Below are 17,993 nucleotides of genomic sequence, written 5' to 3' on the forward strand. Positions count from 1 at the left end.
TTGACCCCGGCGGGTGGTTTTCTGAATTGGCACGACTTCTGCTTATAGCCTGATGAGGTACGATGAGATGCAAAACTTCTCAATAAGACGAGTAATAATATGATTAAAAAGTGTCTGTTTCCTGTTGCGGGGTATGGAACCCGCTTTCTACCTGCCACCAAATCCATGCCCAAGGAGATGCTGCCTATTGTTGATAAACCCCTGATTCAATATGGCGTGGAAGAAGCCATGCTGGCAGGTTTGACTGACCTGGGGTTTGTCAATGGCAGAAACAAACGGGCGATTCCGGATCATTTTGATATCAACTATGAACTGGAAGCGGAAATCGCCGGCAGTGGCAAAGAAGAAAAATTGTCGACCATTCGTGAAGTGATGGCGGCCTGTACTTTTTCCTATACTCGTCAGAACCAGATGCAGGGGCTGGGACATGCTATTCTCTGCGGAAGAACCCTGATGGGCGATCAGCCTTTTGGTGTGGTGCTGGCCGATGATCTCTGTATTAACGACAGTGGTCCGTTGGTTATGTCGCAGTTGGTCAGTCTCTACAAACAGTTTCGCTGTACCATTGTGGCTGTTCAGGAGGTGCCCGAATCCGAAGTTGATAAATACGGTGTGATTGCGGGTGAAGCCCTGAGTGATAACCTGATCCGTGTGACCGATATGGTGGAAAAACCAGCCCCCTCAGAAGCGCCCAGTAATCTGGCAGTGATTGGACGTTATGTCCTGACACCGGATATTTTCGACATCATTGAGAACACTGAACCCGGAATAAACGGAGAAGTGCAGCTGACCGACGCCATTCTGACTCAGGCCAGACAAGGCTGTGTCATTGCCTGCAAGTTTGAAGGTGAGCGCTTTGACTGTGGCAGTGTCAGTGGTTTTGTCGAGGCCACCAATACCATCTACCAAAAACGTCTGGACAGAGTTTGAGTCGATGTTCAACAGCAAAAAGGCGATGGCGAAGCTGGTCATATTTTCCGACCTTGACGGCACCCTGCTGGATCATGACAGCTACAGCTGGGTGGCGGCAAAACCCGCTTTGGACCGGTTGAGAGAGCAAAATATTCCGGTTGTTTTCAATACCAGCAAAACCCTCAGTGAGGTGCTGTCTCTGCAACTGGAGATGGCTCTGGATCATCCATTTATTACCGAAAACGGAATGATTACCACCATCCCTGCTCACTACTTTCAGTCGTCTGATACTGACAAGAATACCCATTACTTCCATGGTCAACCCTATAAGGCGATACGCAGGGTACTGAAACAGTTTCGCGAGCAGTATGGCTTCCGGTTCAGAGGGTTTGGTGATTGCTCTCATAGTGAAATAGCCGATCTCTCGGGGCTCGATCTGGAGGAGGCTAAACTGGCAGCAGACCGAAAAGCCAGTGAACCTCTGATCTGGGAAGACAGTGATAAGGCATTGGAGCAGTTTGAAAAGCAGCTTTCTGAAGAAGGATTACAACTGACACGGGGTGGGCGTTTCTATCACGTATCCGGCAAGGGGGATAAAGGTTCGGCGGCGAAGAAGCTGTTCAAACACTACCTGAAAAACTTTCCGGAGTGGACGTGGATATCTATGGGTCTGGGCGACAGTTTCAACGATCTGCCCATGCTGGAAGTAGTGGATATTCCTGTTCTTGTGCGTTCTGAAAAAAGTAAGCAGCCCATTACAGAACATCTGTCTAATATTAAGTACACAAAGTCAGTCGGGCCTGAAGGTTGGAATGAAGCGGTATTGGAAGTTCTTGATTCTATTCAGGAAGGTCATGAGCCAGTACGCTCTCCACAAGACAGCGTTATAAAAGACTGCTCTTTACAAGACGGGTGAGCTGAACTGCAGAGTGTGATCAAGGCATAAAACGCTAACGAGAAGAAGAGAAAGTATTTATGGGCGATTTTTACCAGAATGGCACTATCACCAATTTCCATAATTTGAGGGTACGTTCGGTTGAAGATATGGAGCAGGAGCTGCAGGCCTTTTCCCGTCAGCGCCCTATGTCTCTGGTTTTGCCTTCGCTGTTCTCTGAGCTGAAGGGGCCGGCCTTGAATAATATTGTTCAGGAGCTTAGCCAGGTGGGTTATCTTTCCGAGATTGTTATAGGTCTGGACAGAGCCAACGAAAAAGAATTTGCCTATTCAAGAGACTTTTTTGCCCAGTTGAATCAGCATCACCGGATTCTGTGGCAGGATGGTCCCGGACTTCGTGAAATTGACCGTCTGCTTGAAAGTAAGGGATTGGCCCCTAAAGAGGCTGGAAAAGGAAGAAACGTCTGGTACTGCTATGGTTATGTGCTGGCTTCAGCCAAGTCAGAAGCCGTAGCTCTGCACGACTGTGACATAGTGACCTACCAGAGAGATCTGCTGGCCAGACTGCTCTATCCGGTAGCGAATCCTGCGTTCAGTTATGATTTTTGCAAGGGCTATTACGCAAGAGTGGCGGACAACAAACTCAATGGCAGGGTCAGCCGTCTGCTGGTGACGCCGCTGTTGCGAGCCCTGAAAAAAATTCTCGGCCCAATGGATTACCTGGAATACCTCGACAGTTTCCGTTATCCCCTGGCCGGTGAGTTTTCCATGCGAACCAGTGTTTTCAATGACATCCGGATTCCCAGCGACTGGGGTCTGGAAATAGGGGTACTGTCAGAAGTTAAGAGAAACTATTCCAATAAACGGCTGTGTCAGGTTGATATTGCCGATGTTTACGATCACAAACATCAGCCTCTTTCGGAAGAAGATCGCAATGCCGGTCTGTCCAAAATGAGCCACGATATTATCAAGGCTGTGTTCAGGAAGCTGGCGACCAACGGGGTTCAGTTCAATACTGAAACCTTCCGCACGATCAAAGCGACTTATTACCGGGTCGCACTGGACTTCATTGAGTCCTATTACGATGATGCGATGATGAATGGCCTGCATGTCGATCGTGATACGGAAGAGCGAGCCGTTGAACTCTTTGCCAGAAACATTATGGCAGCAGGGCAACACTTCCTGGAAAACCCCATGGAAAGACCCTTTATTCCCAGCTGGAATCGGGTGATGTCTGCAGTCCCTGATATTTTGGAGCGCCTCTATGATGCAGTAGAAGAAGACAATGCCTGATTAAAGCGCACAGATAGTCTCGAATCATCACCCATTCAGCTTTTCAAGGGTTGACCTTCCAGCTACTGGATAGTTTAAGTTGAAAAGCTGAACCATAATCTCCTGAATTCTATGTCCATCCTTCACCTGAACCTGAAACAAAGGCAGAATATTGGCACAGCAATGATTGCTCTGCTGATGTTTTTGTTGTTGCAGGTTTGCCTGATGGAGTCGTCACAGGCTATGGTTGCTGACCAGTCAGACATGCCCATGATGATGCCAGCCAATGCTTACGGCATGGCGGATGATTTGTCCATGGATCATGACTGCTGTAAGCCTTCCCCGGCAGAGCATCTGCAGAAAGCGAACCAGGTTTGTCCAGACTGCGATTCTGAGGATCGCTATATCCCGTTTTCTCACCCGGACAGTAAGCCGACTTTTACCCTGCTTTATGTAGTTGCAGAGTTGATCTTGCTGGACGCTGAACCGTCGCAGGACTGGATTTCTGCCCCCCCATTTTCAGTATACCGCTCGCAGCCTTATATCTATCTGGCCAATGTCTCCTTTCTGGAATAGCACTCCATAAACATCGTCGTTTAAAAAACTGAGTGAAACCTTGATTTTGCAGTGCCCCCTTGTATGGGATTGGCACTGCTGTGGAGACAAACATGCAACTGAAACGGACTATGGCATCCGCTGCATGGCTGTTATTGGTATCGGCAGGAGTCACTGCAGACCGCCTGACTCTCTCAGAAGCTGAGCAAAAAGCTCTGGCTGCTGACCCAATGATTCAAGCCTATGAAAAACAGTCCAGAGGTTATCGGGAGCTGGCTATCGCTGACGAGAGCTGGTCTGATCCCAGAGTGTCCATAGGCACCATGAACCTTCCGGGCGACAATCCGGACCCTGCCAGTCAGGGGATGCTGGAGCTGAAAATAGAGCAGATGCTCCCCCGCGGAGACAGCAATCAGATCAAGAGCAAGAAGACTGAGCTGAAGGCCAGGGGATCAGATTCAGCAGCCGAAAACCGCAAACTGGAAGTGCTGAGAGAGGTTCGACTGGCCTGGCTCGACAGCTGGTACTGGCAGCAGACACTGGCCATGCTGGATGAAAATCGCTACCTGTTCGAAAGTCTGCGCAGTGTTACTGAGTCCATGTACCGGCAAGGCAAGAAAAGTCAGCAGGATCTGATCAGTGCCGGGCTGGCACTGGCCCGACTTGATGATCGGGTGTTGTCGTCTGAAAGCCGTCTGAATGAGAGCCGCGTGATACTTAACCGATGGTTAGGTGAAGATTCGAGTGTGGAACTGTCCAATAAGCTACCCAGTCAGAATGGAATATCTGCACCTTCAATGAAGGCTGTACAGATTCACCCACTGATCAACACCCGGGAGCTATTGATTCAGCAATCAGAGCAGGGTGTTGCACTGGCCCGGGAAGCTTATAAACCTCAATGGGGAGCCGAGGTCAAATACAGTCGATCCATGTCAGACCTGTCTTCCAGTATGGGCTCTGACAGCCGTGATCAATACTCCCTGATGCTGATGGTGGATATTCCATTGTTCACCGGCAATCGTCAGGATCGACAGCTGGCAGCCAGTCATTATCAGCGGGAAGCAGCTACGGCTGAAAAAAGTGAGCTGTTAAGAAAATTGATGGCTGAAGCCCGACAGGAATATGCCCGTTTTCAGGGTCTTGAGAGGAGACTGGAGCAATATCAGCAGACGCTTCTGCCACAGGCCCACCGACAGTCAGAGTCGACGCTCAATGCCTACCAGAGTGATGCCAGTGACTTTCGCTCTGTCGTGCAATCCTATATCGAAGAACTGAACCTGCAGATTGAATTGCTCAGGCTCCGGGCGGATACCCTGAAGAGCAAAGCAAAGCTTGATTACCTGATGCCGAAGGAGAAGGCACAATGAGAAACTGGATCTTGATGGCGTCAGTCTCCGCAGTTGCATTTGCGGCAGGGATCGGTGCCAGGGGGCTGCTGCTGGACGGCCATGATGAAAGCGTGGCTGACTCCGGTGACCAAAAGCCACTGTATTGGGTTGCCCCCATGGACCCTGATTACAAAAGGGACAAACCAGGAAAGTCACCCATGGGTATGGATCTTGTGCCGGTCTATAAAAAGGAAAAGGTAGACGATACACCCGGTACGATTGCAGTTTCTTCTGCAGTTATAAACAGTCTCGGGGTGCGCTCGGAACCAGCTGTAGTGCAGACGATTCAACCCCGAATCACTACGGTAGGCCTTGTTGGCTTCGACGAGGACAGCCTTCGTCAGGTAAACAGTCGGGTGGAAGGCTGGATCAGGAACCTTCAGGTCTCTTCCCGGGGTGAGTTTGTTAATAAAGATAGCAAGCTTTTTGATCTCTATTCCCCGGCTCTGGTGAGTGCCCAGGAAGAGCTGTTATCTGCTGTCCGCTCTGGCAATCAGGGATTCATTCAGGCATCAAAAGATCGCCTTGTCTCTCTGGGTGTCTCTGGTCATGTGATTCAACGAATCATCCGAAACAGAAAAGTTGAGCAGACATTGTCTTTTTATGCGCCTGTCAGCGGCTACCTCTCTCAGCTGAATACCCGGGAGGGTGGCTACGTCAATCCGTCCAAAACGATACTTGAACTGGCCTCGCTGGATTCGATCTGGGTGGTAGCGGAGGTCTTTGAAAGACAGTCACAGCTGGTCAAGGCCGGTCAAAAGGCGGTCATGTCGGTGGATTATATTACCGGAAAGGAGTGGCAGGGCAGTGTCGATTATATCTATCCGGAGCTTGATTCCCAGACTCGAAGCCTGCGTGTACGACTTCGGTTTGATAATCCCGGTAGTGAGCTGAAACCCAACATGTTCTCGAAAGTGACCATCTTTCCGGAAGCCTTTAAAGCATTGAGTATTCCCCTGGAAGCTGTTCTGCGGCTGGAATCCCATGACCGTGTGGTGAAAGATCTGGGAGAAGGACGGTTTCGCTCGGCCAGAATCGAGTTGGGACGCGAGGTTGACGGTCGAGTCGAAGTTCTGAAAGGCCTGACGACTGCTGATCGTATCGTGACTTCTGCGCAGTTCCTGCTGGATTCAGAGTCCAGTATTCATGCTGATCTGAGTCGGATTGAAGGGAGCACGGATCATAGTGTTCATGATATGTCGGGCATGAACATGGATCACTCCGGTCATGATATGTCGGGCATGGACATGGATCACTCCGGTCACAGTATGTCGACCAGCGATATGAAAGACGAAAGTCGTCCAATGGATAAAATGGAACATAGCCAGCACCAGATGCCAGCTATGGATCACAGCATGATGGGCCACTGAGGAACGAACCATGATCACTGCGATAATTCGCTGGTCACTGGGAAATCGTTTCCTGGTGTTACTGGCTGCACTGGCGCTATTGTTTGCCGGTGTCTGGATCACAAAGAAAACCCCTGTGGATGCCCTGCCTGATCTCTCGGATGTGCAGGTGATCATCAAGACCGATTATCCCGGTCAGGCGCCTCAGGTGGTGGAAGATCAGGTGACCTATCCGCTGACGACCGCCATGATGGCTGTGCCCGGGGCCGTCGATGTCAGGGGGGTCTCAATGTTTGGCACTTCTTATGTCTACATCCTGTTTGAAGATGGCACAGATATGTACTGGGCTCGTTCCCGGGTGCTGGAGTATTTGAATCAGGTTCAGTCCAGCCTTCCGGATTCAGCAAAGACTGCACTGGGACCTGATGCGACAGGTGTCGGCTGGGTATTTAATTATGCCCTGGTGGATCGAGGCGGTGATCACGATCTGGCCCAGCTGACCAGCCTGCAAAACTGGTATCTCAAGTTCCAGCTGCAATCAGTGCCCGGGGTGAGTGAGGTGGCAACGGTAGGTGGCATGGTTCGCCAGTATCAGGCGGTTGCTGATCCTGACAAGCTGAGAGCCTATGGTATTTCCCTCCGGGAATTAGGCCGGGCCCTGCAGGAAGGCAATAGTGAATCCGGCGCTTCTGCTATTGAGATGGCCGAGGCTGAATATATGGTTCGAGTCAGTGGTTACCTGGATTCATTGAAGGATATAAGACAACTGCCTTTGAAAATAACCCCTGAAGGGACACCTCTGACGGTTGGCGATGTCGCCGATGTGCGCACCGGTCCGCAAATGAGAAGAGGTATTGCCGAGCTGAATGGTGAGGGCGAGGTCGTCGGGGGGATTATTGTCATGCGTTATGGCGAAAATGCCCGAGAGGTCATTGAGGGAGTAAAAAACAGGCTGCAAGAGCTGGCCAGTGGCTTGCCGGAAGGTGTGGAAATCATCACGACCTATGATCGTTCCACTCTGGTCGATGAATCTGTCCGGACTCTGAACAGCACTCTGATGACCCAGCTGATCATTGTTGTGGCCATCTGTGCCCTTTTCCTTCTGCATTTCCGTTCTTCCCTGGTCATCGTGATCAGTCTGCCCCTGGGGATTCTGGGTGCTTTTGTGATCATGTATCTCCAGGGGCTGAATGCCAACATCATGTCCCTGGGCGGCATTGCTGTGGCCATAGGTTCAATGGTGGACGGCGCCATCGTCATGATAGAGAACTTCCACAAACATATGCAGCGCGTGAGGGTAACGGCTGCCAATCGCTGGCAGGTTGTGCGACAGTCGTCAATTGAAGTGGGGCCGCCGCTGTTTTTCTCGCTGCTCATTGAGGCCATCAGTTTTATGCCGGTCTTCAGTCTGCAGGCTCAGGAGGGGCGCATGTTTTCTCCTCTGGCTTTTACCAAGTCATACGCCATGGTGGTGGCGGCCGGGCTGACCATAACCCTGGTGCCAGTGCTGATCGGCTATTTGGTCCGGGGCAAGATTATGTCTGAAGATAAAAACCCGGTGAACAAGGGTTTGATGGCTGCTTATCGACCTCTGATCCATTTTGCCCTGAAGCATCCTAAGGCTCTGGTCGCGGGTGCCATTGTTCTTATGGTTGTGGGCACATTACCGGCTTCGAAGCTGGGCAGTGAATTTATGCCACCGTTGGATGAAGGTGACCTGATGTACATGCCGACTACCTACGCAGGTATTTCGACGGGCAAAGCCAGAGAGTTGCTCCAGCAGACTGATCGTCTGATTAAAACAGTGCCAGAAGTTGAGACGGTATTCGGTAAGGCAGGGCGTGCTGAAACAGCAACCGATCCGGCACCTTTGACCATGATCGAAACCATTGTCCAGCTCAAGCCCAGAAGTGAGTGGCGCGAAGGTTTAACGCCAGAACAACTGAAAACTGAGCTTGAGGAACGGGTAAAACTGCCTGGCGTCAGCAATGCCTGGGTGATGCCGATCAAAACCCGAATCGACATGCTTTCTACGGGTATTAAAACCCCGGTAGGGATTCAGGTGACCGGGCCTGATCTCGACACCATAGAAGACATTGGCAAGGCGCTGGAACAACTGCTGACACCGGTGGCAGGAACACTCTCTGTTTATGCCGAGCGAGTGGCAGGCGGACGCTATATCCGGGTTGATATTGATCGTATCAGAGCCGCTCGATACGGCTTGAGTATCAGTACTATTCAGTCGGTGACGTCTTCCGCTATTGGAGGTATGGATATAACTCAGGCGGTGGAAGGTGTGGAACGCTATCCAGTCAATCTTCGTTATCCACAGCACTATCGTAACTCGGTTGAAAAACTGAAAGTGCTGCCGGTCGTGACACCATCAGGCCAGACCATAGCGCTTGGCGACGTCGCTAATATCTACGTTGAGGAAGGTCCTGCAGCCGTTCAGTCAGAAAATGCCAGGCCCACCGGACGTGTGCTGGTGGATATTGCTGACAGGGATTTGGGATCTTACGTGGAAGAAGCAAAAAATCTGGTGGCCGCGAACCTCGATTTGCCCGCAGGTTATGCCCTGGAATGGACAGGGCAGTACGAATACATGGAAAGGGCCAGCGAACGGTTGGGCGTGATCATCCCTGCCACTTTACTGTTCATAACGGTGGTGTTATTCCTGACGTTCAGAAGCACTTTTGAGGTGGTCACCATTCTGGGCACCCTGCCTTTTGCCCTGATAGGCGGCATCTGGCTGATGTATCTGCAGGACTACAACCTCTCAGTTGCAGTGGGTGTTGGTTTTATTGCTCTGGCCGGTGTCACAGTGGGCAATGCCATCATGATGCTGGTTTATCTCAATCAATCTCTGGCTGAATTTAACCGGTCAGGAAGAAGCCTGTCTGCACAGGAAATCAAGCAGGCGGTATTGGATGGCGCTGTTCTGAGACTCAGGCCCATTATGATGACGGTTTGCACCATTCTTTTTGGTCTTATACCGGCCATGCTCAATAATGGCACTGGCTCCGAGGTCATGCAGCGCATTGCTGGCCCGATGATCGGTGGCATTGTCAGCTCACTGGCGGTGACTCTCGTGCTGGTGCCTGCCGTTTATTTTCTGTGGCACAGCCGGGAAAAGGCTCTGACCAATCAGATCAATCAATGAATTATGAAGCACTCGAAAAAGGAGAGTGAAACCATGAAAAAGCTGAAAGCCCTGTTTCTGGGAACTGCTGTTTTAATGTCGTCTATGCTGACCAAGGCTGAGGAGTCATTACCGACAGTCATGCTTTACAAAACCCCTGCCTGTGGTTGTTGCAAAGAGTGGGCGAAACACATGGAAGAGAATGGCTTTAAGGTCATGTCCCACGATGTGCCGAGCACAGCTGGCTATCGTGCCAAGGCCGGGATTCCGAAGGGAATGGAGTCTTGCCATACAGCCTTTATAGGCGATTATGCCTTTGAAGGTCATGTCCCGGCTGCAGACATCAAGCGTTTGCTGACTGAAAAGCCTGCTGGTGTAAACGGTCTGGCTGTTCCGGGTATGCCTGTGGGATCGCCAGGTATGGAGTACGGTGACCGTAAAGATCCTTATCAGGTGATCGGTTTCAGTAGAGATGGAAAGATGAGTGTATTTGCCACTCATTAATTACGGCATGACCCAAAGAAGCTCTGGCATGGGCTTCTTTGGGTAACAGGGTTGAAATGCGGGCTTTTCAGGCTGATTTATGCGTTGTGAACTCGGGGATTCAGGTATGATTAAGGCAAATTCATTGCCAAAATTAATGGTGTTATTAAAATGCATAACATAGTTGAAGTGGAAGCAGAAGCAGAAGTGGAATTCCATCTTTGTGTATTTAGAGAAGTTCCTTTTATTGGGTAATATATATCATGGCTTTTTTCTAATCGCACATACTTCTCTATAAAATTACGATTAAACGTTAATGACAGTTTATACTGGATTGCCAAATTGTCTTGATAGAATTTTCCAACATGTATTCCTAAGATAAATGAATTGTTTTGTCTGTAAAATAAGGGAGAACCTGAATCCCCAGGCTGGGAATCTCCGGGATATGAAACGAAATATACTTCATCATTACAGGAGCCTACCCAGCTTACAGATGCAAGCTGCAATAACTGCTGATTGGCATAACCTGCAACCATAAGGTCAGTAATATTATAAAGGTCTGGACACTTGGCATAGTCGATGTCAGCAGGAGGAATTGACACAGGCTGGTTTAACTCGAGTATTGCTATATCGTATTTAGGCCTATCAGAGGCAGAAAAAAAATTATTATTTATTATATACTTTGTAACTTTGCTTTTAATCTTGTTTTTAGTATTAAGAAAAGTTATGTCTAATTTTTTACCAATGCAGTGAGCTGAAGTCAACAAATGCTTATCAGATATGAGCACAGTAGTACAACCATTATTAAGACCAGCTATCCATGGAAGCATACCAGGATTTATTTTTCTAACCGGCTTAGTGTATCGAGGAATTCTACTATTTGATTCACACAATATTTCTTCTGAAGTAAATATTAATATAAAAGAAAAGAGCACAATAATTTTTTTCATTAAGTGTTACCTGATTATGCTAGCCAAGTATGGAAAACTAGCATATTTCAAACTTGCTGCCATATAACCACTTAATGATTTTTGAAGACATCCTCTAAGGAGCGCTTACGCCAAAACCAGGTGCACCGATGGCGTCACCTGGATTTTTTTGTTATGCCTTGTCCGAAAAATTCGGTTAATATGCGTTCCTTTTCTAACGACACCCAGCTCTAGTTGCGACAAATTTATCCAATACTATAACATACATATTTGGTTGGCTACCCATGACTACGAAGGCTCGCTTTTTAAAACTGGTTGCTACGCACCTTGCAGGCTGTACAGGGTAATTTTGCTCGTATAATTTTTGCTTGGCGATAGTGTGTTGTTTAGCATTTTTCAGGGAATCTATATTAGAGCAACTTCCAACAGCCTGCTTAATGTTTATTACATTTGCGCTATAGAATTTTCTGATATCACCCTTCAAAAAATTAAATTTCGACACATCGAATCTAAGATCTTCAAGATGACACTCCTTATTACCATTGGTAGATCTTCGTTCTCTATCTGGTCCCTGCGGTTCATCTGTTTTATCATCATGTGAGTCAAGACTCATATCATAGGGTGTGGTCTCTAATGAAAAATTGTTTGTCATCGCATCAAGTGATATCTTCCCCTCATAAATGGGGACATTATATTTCTCGGCTAACTCTAGCACCTCGTCAGCACTTTTATCATTCACTAGCTGGGAAAATGACTCAATATCAATCGTCGGTTCAGTTGCATTTGTGTCAATCAATGTTGGAACAGGATCAGCCATACACACTGAACAGGAAAAAAGAAACATTGCAATAGATTGCACAAGCCGACATTCATCAATACTCCGAATCTTCATACTTCACCTCAATAACCCAGGTCCAAGAAGATCATCTCACCATCACAAATAGCGAGAAATACGTACGCAGTTTGACATATATTTTTGCATTTTCAATTTTCTTCATAGAAAAAAAGACACCCATAAATTTGCTTTACCATCCACCTGGTCTACTTTTTCACCCATAAGAAAAAAGACACCCATAAATTTGCTTTATCACCCACCTAGTCTACTTTTTCACCCATCACTGATTTTTTACCAGGACAGGTGAGTCCATGGCTCAGGCCCGCAATACTCTGATTGACCCCAGCGCAACGCCTTATTACCACTGCACGGCAAGATGTGTTCGTCAGGCTTACCTCTGTGGAGAGAACCACCTGACTGGCAAGAACTACGAGCATCGCCGCCAATGGGTGGTGGATAAACTTCGGGAACTGGTTTCAGTCTTCGCTGTCGAAGTCTGCGCTTACGCTGTCATGTCGAATCATTACCATGTGGTTTTGCACATCAATCAGTCATCTGCCAGAGGCTGGTCACGGGACGAAGTGCTTCACCGATGGACGACCTTGTTCGCAGGTCCGCTTCTGGTGCAAAGGCATCTGGCCGCTGACAAACTGGGCAGCGCTGAATTGGCCCGTATTGATGAATATGCTGAGGAATACCGGCGTCGTTTAACGGATATCAGCTGGTTTATGCGCTGCCTGAATGAACATCTTGCTCGTGAGGCCAATAAAGAAGATGAGTGTAAAGGACGCTTCTGGGAAGGTCGCTTTAAAAGCCAGGCACTGCTGGACGAAGCAGCGTTACTAACCTGTATGACCTACGTTGACTTGAATCCGATTCGGGCTGGAAAGGTAGAAACACCGGAAGAATCAGACTATACGTCGATTCAGGAACGGGTGGAGCAGGTTACACATTCTGAGACTAAAAAACAGCCGCTGACCCTGAAACCTTTTTGTTTGCAGGGCCAGAATACGGATGTTGCCCTTCCCTACCTTCTTCACGACTATCTGGAACTGGTTGACTGGAGTGGCCGCATTGCCAGAACAGATAAGAGAGGTTCCATCCCGTCGTGTACCCCTCCTATTCTTCAAAGGTTGGACATTGATCCGGATGAGTGGCTGAAAACCATGCAATGGAATAATCGTTTTTATCGTGCAGTTGGCCGTCTGGAAGCGATGAAGGCCTTTGCACTTGAAGTCGGACAGAAGTGGCTTCGAGGTTTAAACGCCTGCAGTCGTTTGTATCTGACAGGTTAGCGTAGAAATTATTTAAGATATTAAACACTTTCTCTTTATCCCTCCTCGACTTTAAGTCGGAATAAGTTTGTGTTGTCTGAATCATGGCCTGAGCAGCCTCTGTTCGTGGGATGCTCCTGTGTGGCTCGCTGATAGGCTATTCGAAGATAGGTTTTCAGATCCTTTTTTGGAATACAGTTTTTAAATGTCTTATTTATTTAATGGGTGTCTAATTTTTTTTTTTAAATGTCTTATTTATTTAATGGGTGTCTTATTTTTTTTAGGAATACAGTTTTTAAATGTCTTATTTATTTAATGGGTGTTTTATTTTTTTTATGGGTGTCTTATTTTTTTTTATTTTTTTAAATGTCTTGTTTATTTAATGGGTGTCTTATTTTTTTTATTTTTTTAAATGTCTTGTTTATTTAATGGGTGTCTTATTTTTTTTATGGATGTCTTATTTTTTTTTATGGGTGTCTTATTTTTTTTTCGATGCCAGTTGATCCGTTCGGCTCGTGGTTTGGGAGGAGCAGAGTTGTGAGGCTTTGCCCTATCCCGATTCATTGCTAAAAAAGTGTTCTCTATAAAGGATCAATAAATAGCCAATAGAGTTTAAAGTAACATGAGATATTGTCGCAGAAAGTAAGCCATGATATTTACAAAGTTGCCCTCTGCTAAATGAATTTATCGATGACATTGTGACTTGTAAAATTGATGGGTTCGGGTTGGTAAGGTGTAAAAGTCCAAAAATTGTAGATTTTATAATGTTACTCAAAATAAATATTATTTCATCGTCATTGCTGTTTCTATCAGTTACGTATTCTAAAGAAAAATTAACTAAACGGAGTAAGTGACCATTAAATATCAACTCTTCAAAGACAGCTCCTATAATAAGTTCTCTAAGTTTTAATGTTTCATCGTACGGATCATGTATTAATGAGAGAGGGCGAAAAACGAAATAAGCCACAAGCAGATGTTGCCCAGCATCCATTATACCTGATGTTAACCCATAATAAAGTTGCTTATTAAAATTAATATTTTTTATAAAAAATATTAATATGTTAGATCTTTTGTCTTTATTATCCTCTGGATCTGAACTTCTGAGGGCTATATTTCTTGCTGTCTGCAAAGAGCTAAATCCATGCTCTGTTTTTAGGGGAGGGGTATCTGGCTTTGCATACTGAGTTATTAATGAGCAATATATTGATATTACGATGATTAAAATATATTTTTTCATTGTACTTATCCCCTGAAAAAACAAGCATAGCAACTAAAATAGACTGTTCAGCGGCTTCGCTACGCTACCCGACGCAGCATGAGTATTTTCTAATCCCAAGATGAGGCTGAAGGGGACGTTGAGCCTCTGCTTTCAGGCCTTTCGTTCAAAGTGACTGGTTTTTTTGTGGCGCTTGGTCTTTTGCACGTTGTTGATAGTGGCCTTGGCAGCAATAAGGGCAGACAGTGAAACCGTGAAGGTATTAACAGTCATCATATCACCGGGAGCTTTATAACCCATCTATATCAGGATCCAATTCCTTTCCCTTGGCCAGCCGGTCAATGATAGGGCAGTCCGGCATATTGTCTCCATGACAGCATTGGGTGAGTTGTTGCAGGCTGTCACGAATCACTTGCAGTTGACTGATCTTAGCCTCGACATCGACTAATTTTTTCAGGGCCAGTGATTTTACATCAGCACTTTTACGATGCTTGTCGTTGTAGAGATCCAGAAGGTCTGAGCACTCTTTTAGCGTAAAACCCAGCTCTCTGGCGTGGCTAATAAAAGACAGTTCTCGCAAATGTGATTCATTATAATCACGGTAACCGTTATCGAGACGGTGGGCCGGTGAGATCAGTTTCAGACTTTCATAGTAACGAATGGTTTTGGCGGTCAGCCCGGTGGCCTGCGCTGCTTTGGAAATGTTCATGATTCAGATCTTCCTGGCAGTTGGCTCGAAACGTCTCAGACGGTTGGCGTTGCTGACCACCGTGACCGATGACAAAGCCATGGCTGCTCCTGCAACAACAGGGTTAAGCAGCATCCCTGTGAAAGGGTATAGCACTCCGGCAGCAATCGGAATGCCGAGAGAGTTGTAAACAAAGGCGCCAAACAGGTTCTGTTTAATGTTTCCGAGGGTTGCCCTGGACAGCTCGACGGCGTCGGCCAGTCCATGCAGTGAAGAGCGAATCAGGGTGATATCTGCCGATTCAATAGCAACATCAGTCCCTGTGCCTATGGCAAAGCCAACATCAGCACGGGCAAGGGCCGGGGCGTCGTTTATACCGTCACCTGTCATACCGACCTTGTACCCTTTTTCCTGCAACTGCCTGATGCAGAGTTCCTTGTCTTCTGGCAGGGTTTCGGCTCTGAAGTCATCAATGCCTACCTGTTGAGCGACAGCTGCCGCAGTCAGCCTGTTATCACCTGTCACCATCAAGACCCTGATGCCCAGTTTATGGAGTCTTTTGATAGCTGCTTTGGAGTCTTTTCTTATTGGGTCAGCGACCGCTATCAGCCCCGCCAGTTGATTATCCACAGCCAGATACATGGGGGTTTTACCCTGATTGGCCAGTGACTCTGATGTGGATGCCAGTAGCATGACATCAATACCATTGGCTGCCATCAGCTTTTCATTACCGAGCAGCACAGACTTTTCTTCAATACGCCCGGTCACCCCTTGCCCGGTTATCGCATAAAAATCGGATACAGGTGACAGTGACAATGATTGTTGTCTGGCAGAATTGACAATAGCGTCGGCCAGGGGATGCTCAGATGCACTCTCAATGCTGGCGGCAATCTGCAGAATTCTGTTCTTTTCTTCCTCAGTGTCCGCTGTGATGCTGACCCGTTCGGTCACTGTGGGTAGGCCTTCGGTGATGGTGCCTGTTTTATCCAGCACTATGGTGGTCAATTGACTGGCCTGCTGCAAAGAGTCTCCCTTGCGAATCAGCATTCCCAGCTCAGCGGCCTTGCCAATACCGGCCATGACTGACATGGGAGTGGCCAGACCCAGGGCGCAGGGACAGGCGATAATCAAAACTGTGGTAGCTACCACCAATGCGTGCGCCAATACCGGCGCGGGTCCGAAAAAGAGCCAGACAGTGGCTGCCAGAACAGCAATGACTATCACAACGGGTACAAATACCGATGAAATCTGATCGGCCATCCGGGCAATGGGCATTTTTGAACTCTGGGCTTTTTTTACCAGAGCAATGATGTGGGCCAGAGCGGTTTCACTGCCCACCTTTTCTGCCCTGAACAGCAAGCTGCCATTTTTATTCAGGGTGCCTGCTGAAACTTCGTCGTCTGGTGTTTTTTTCACAGCCAGTGGTTCGCCTGTGAGCATGGATTCGTCCACCAGACTGGTGCCTTCAACGACGATGCCGTCTACTGCGATTTTCTCACCGGGTCTGACTCTGACGATGTCGCCTTTCAAAACCTGGTCTGTGGGTATATCTATTTCCTGTCCATTGCGTACGATTCTGGCCGTTTTTGCCTGAAGCCCCAGCAGACGCTTAATCGCCTGACTGGTTTTGCCTTTGGCTCTTAACTCCAGAGCATGGCCCAGATTGATAAGACCAATGATCATGGCACTGGCTTCAAAGTAAACATGGCGGGCGGCAGACGGTAGAAGGTGAGGAAACAATACGACGACCATGGAGTAAAGCCATGCTATGCCTGTACCTATGGCAATCAGGGTATCCATATTGGTGTTGCCGTGCTTCAGGGCTTTCCACATGCCGGTAAAGTAGTGTTTACCGGAGAACACCAGAACAAAAAGAGTGGCAAGGCCGACAATCCCCCAGGCAAGTTGCTGAAAGGGTGTATTCACGCTCATTTCACCGGTGACGACACCCCAGATCATCAGGGGAATGCCCAGACCCAGAGCAATGGCGGTATGTTTTAGCAGGTGGCGATACTGTTTTTTGTCTTCCTCTTCCTGCTTTAGCCGAAGATCGCTGTCAGGTGTCAGCACGGTGCCGGGATACCCGGCATTTTCCAATGTCTGCAGAATGACGGCAACTTCAGACTGCCCCTGAACAGAGCAGGTTTTATCAGCCAGATTGACCGATGCGCTCTCAACACCCGGAACCTCCAGAAGAGCCGACTCAATTTTGCTGACGCAGGATGCACAGTGAATTGTTGGTATAGAAAATTGTCGTTCAGAATCGCAAGGCATTACTTCGGCTTCGAATCCGGCGTTTTTCACGGCTGAAATCAGAGAGGAAGGGTCGGCACTGCCTTCGACCATGGCCGTTTTGTCTGCAAAGTTAACACTGGCTGCATTCACGCCAGCCACACCTTTGAGAGCCTTTTCAATTTTGCCGACACAGCCGGCACAGTTGACTCCGGAGAGAGCCAGCTGAATCTGAAGAGATTTCATGGTGTTTCTCCACGAGATCGATTTTGAGGGAAACTGTGCACAGGATAACCCTTACCCTGACTGGAAGGTAAAGGATTGTCTGGGAATGAAGATGGCACGGTAAGAATCTATCGCCAGACAGCCAATGGATCATGGGAACGAAAAGAAGCCAACATTGTCCATAAAGACGGAGTCTTATCAGCCAATTTCAGTCCTCATGGCTGCCATTTGGTGACTGCCAGCGACAACGGCGTAGTAAAAATCACTGAACTACAGAGCAACAATTCATCACTTGCTGTCATTGAGTGACGCCATTTTGCATGCGCTGAAAGACAGACACTCTGTTAGTTGCGCTTAACAACTTGTTATGAACTTTCGTCCTAGAACCGAATCTAACCAAACAGCATCAACATTGACTGCCCTTGCCGATCGAAGATAAATACCCAGGAGGAATCGGGGATGTATAGCATAGATAATAACACCAGCATTTCAGAGTCAAACTCGCCAACTCCCATGCAAACTGAACCGGGGATTGCATCATCTTGTTTCAGTACGTGTAGAAGCGTCGCTGTTGTTGACAAAGAAGAAAAGGATAAACCTTC

The 17,993-nt window shown here is 47.8% G+C and carries 16 protein-coding genes; 10 read left to right on the forward strand and 6 right to left on the reverse strand.

The features are described from left to right. Positions 1 to 99 precede the first annotated feature (99 nt). The 8 genes from galU (at position 100) to P6910_RS01300 (ending at position 10,013) form a co-directional block, all read left to right on the forward strand. A complete protein-coding gene (galU, locus tag P6910_RS01265; protein ID WP_317144477.1) occupies positions 100 to 930 on the forward strand; it encodes a UTP--glucose-1-phosphate uridylyltransferase GalU in 831 nt (276 codons plus the stop codon). 4 nt (positions 931 to 934) lie between these two features. Then, positions 935 to 1,828, forward strand: a complete 894-nt coding sequence (locus P6910_RS01270; RefSeq protein WP_317144478.1) for an HAD-IIB family hydrolase — start codon at positions 935 to 937, stop codon at positions 1,826 to 1,828. 59 nt (positions 1,829 to 1,887) lie between these two features. Continuing rightward, positions 1,888 to 3,099 carry a glycosyl transferase gene (locus P6910_RS01275; protein ID WP_317144479.1) on the forward strand — a complete coding sequence of 404 codons (1,212 nt, stop codon included), beginning with the start codon at positions 1,888 to 1,890 and terminating at the stop codon, positions 3,097 to 3,099. Between the two features lie 111 nt (positions 3,100 to 3,210). Beyond that, positions 3,211 to 3,654 carry a hypothetical protein gene (locus tag P6910_RS01280; protein ID WP_317144480.1) on the forward strand — a complete coding sequence of 148 codons (444 nt, stop codon included), beginning with the start codon at positions 3,211 to 3,213 and terminating at the stop codon, positions 3,652 to 3,654. Between the two features lie 92 nt (positions 3,655 to 3,746). Then, a complete protein-coding gene (locus P6910_RS01285; RefSeq protein ID WP_317144481.1) occupies positions 3,747 to 5,000 on the forward strand; it encodes a TolC family protein in 1,254 nt (417 codons plus the stop codon). Beyond that, positions 4,997 to 6,391 (forward strand): efflux RND transporter periplasmic adaptor subunit, encoded by a 1,395-nt coding sequence (locus tag P6910_RS01290; RefSeq protein ID WP_317144482.1) that lies wholly within the window; start codon positions 4,997 to 4,999, stop codon positions 6,389 to 6,391. Before P6910_RS01285 ends, P6910_RS01290 begins: the two co-directional genes overlap by 4 nt. A gap of 10 nt (positions 6,392 to 6,401) precedes the next feature. Beyond that, complete coding sequence (locus P6910_RS01295) at positions 6,402 to 9,530, forward strand: CusA/CzcA family heavy metal efflux RND transporter (protein ID WP_317144483.1); 3,129 nt, start codon at positions 6,402 to 6,404, stop codon at positions 9,528 to 9,530. Between the two features lie 33 nt (positions 9,531 to 9,563). After that, positions 9,564 to 10,013, forward strand: a complete 450-nt coding sequence (locus P6910_RS01300; protein WP_317144484.1) for a DUF411 domain-containing protein — start codon at positions 9,564 to 9,566, stop codon at positions 10,011 to 10,013. A gap of 110 nt (positions 10,014 to 10,123) precedes the next feature. On the opposite strand, the gene P6910_RS01305 is transcribed toward P6910_RS01300, so the two are convergent. After that, a complete protein-coding gene (locus P6910_RS01305; RefSeq protein ID WP_317144485.1) occupies positions 10,124 to 10,942 on the reverse strand; it encodes a trypsin-like serine peptidase in 819 nt (272 codons plus the stop codon). Between the two features lie 193 nt (positions 10,943 to 11,135). Then, positions 11,136 to 11,738: a hypothetical protein gene (locus P6910_RS01310; protein WP_317144486.1), complete on the reverse strand. Its 603-nt coding sequence runs from the start codon at positions 11,736 to 11,738 to the stop codon at positions 11,136 to 11,138. A gap of 329 nt (positions 11,739 to 12,067) precedes the next feature. Here P6910_RS01310 and P6910_RS01315 point away from each other — a divergent pair, with 329 nt between their 5' ends. Further along, positions 12,068 to 13,051 (forward strand): transposase, encoded by a 984-nt coding sequence (locus tag P6910_RS01315; RefSeq protein ID WP_317144487.1) that lies wholly within the window; start codon positions 12,068 to 12,070, stop codon positions 13,049 to 13,051. A gap of 529 nt (positions 13,052 to 13,580) precedes the next feature. Here the strand turns inward: P6910_RS01315 and P6910_RS01320 are convergent. From P6910_RS01320 to P6910_RS01335, 4 genes are all read right to left on the reverse strand, one after another. Next, complete coding sequence (locus tag P6910_RS01320) at positions 13,581 to 14,267, reverse strand: type II CAAX prenyl endopeptidase Rce1 family protein (protein ID WP_317144488.1); 687 nt, start codon at positions 14,265 to 14,267, stop codon at positions 13,581 to 13,583. A 132-nt stretch (positions 14,268 to 14,399) separates the two neighbouring features. Beyond that, entirely contained in the window at positions 14,400 to 14,546 is a 147-nt protein-coding gene (locus tag P6910_RS01325; protein WP_317144489.1) for a hypothetical protein, read from the reverse strand. After that, positions 14,536 to 14,955, reverse strand: coding sequence for a Cu(I)-responsive transcriptional regulator (gene cueR, locus P6910_RS01330; RefSeq protein WP_317144490.1), 420 nt, complete (start codon positions 14,953 to 14,955; stop codon positions 14,536 to 14,538). Before cueR ends, P6910_RS01325 begins: the two co-directional genes overlap by 11 nt. Positions 14,956 to 14,958: 3 nt before the next feature. After that, positions 14,959 to 17,412 carry a heavy metal translocating P-type ATPase gene (locus P6910_RS01335; protein WP_317144491.1) on the reverse strand — a complete coding sequence of 818 codons (2,454 nt, stop codon included), beginning with the start codon at positions 17,410 to 17,412 and terminating at the stop codon, positions 14,959 to 14,961. Between the two features lie 75 nt (positions 17,413 to 17,487). Here P6910_RS01335 and P6910_RS01340 point away from each other — a divergent pair, with 75 nt between their 5' ends. Then, positions 17,488 to 17,700 carry a hypothetical protein gene (locus P6910_RS01340; RefSeq protein ID WP_317144492.1) on the forward strand — a complete coding sequence of 71 codons (213 nt, stop codon included), beginning with the start codon at positions 17,488 to 17,490 and terminating at the stop codon, positions 17,698 to 17,700. The last annotated feature ends 293 nt before the right edge of the window (positions 17,701 to 17,993 follow it).

It is taken from the genome of Endozoicomonas sp. 8E (genome assembly GCF_032883915.1).
Lineage (GTDB): Bacteria > Pseudomonadota > Gammaproteobacteria > Pseudomonadales > Endozoicomonadaceae > Endozoicomonas_A.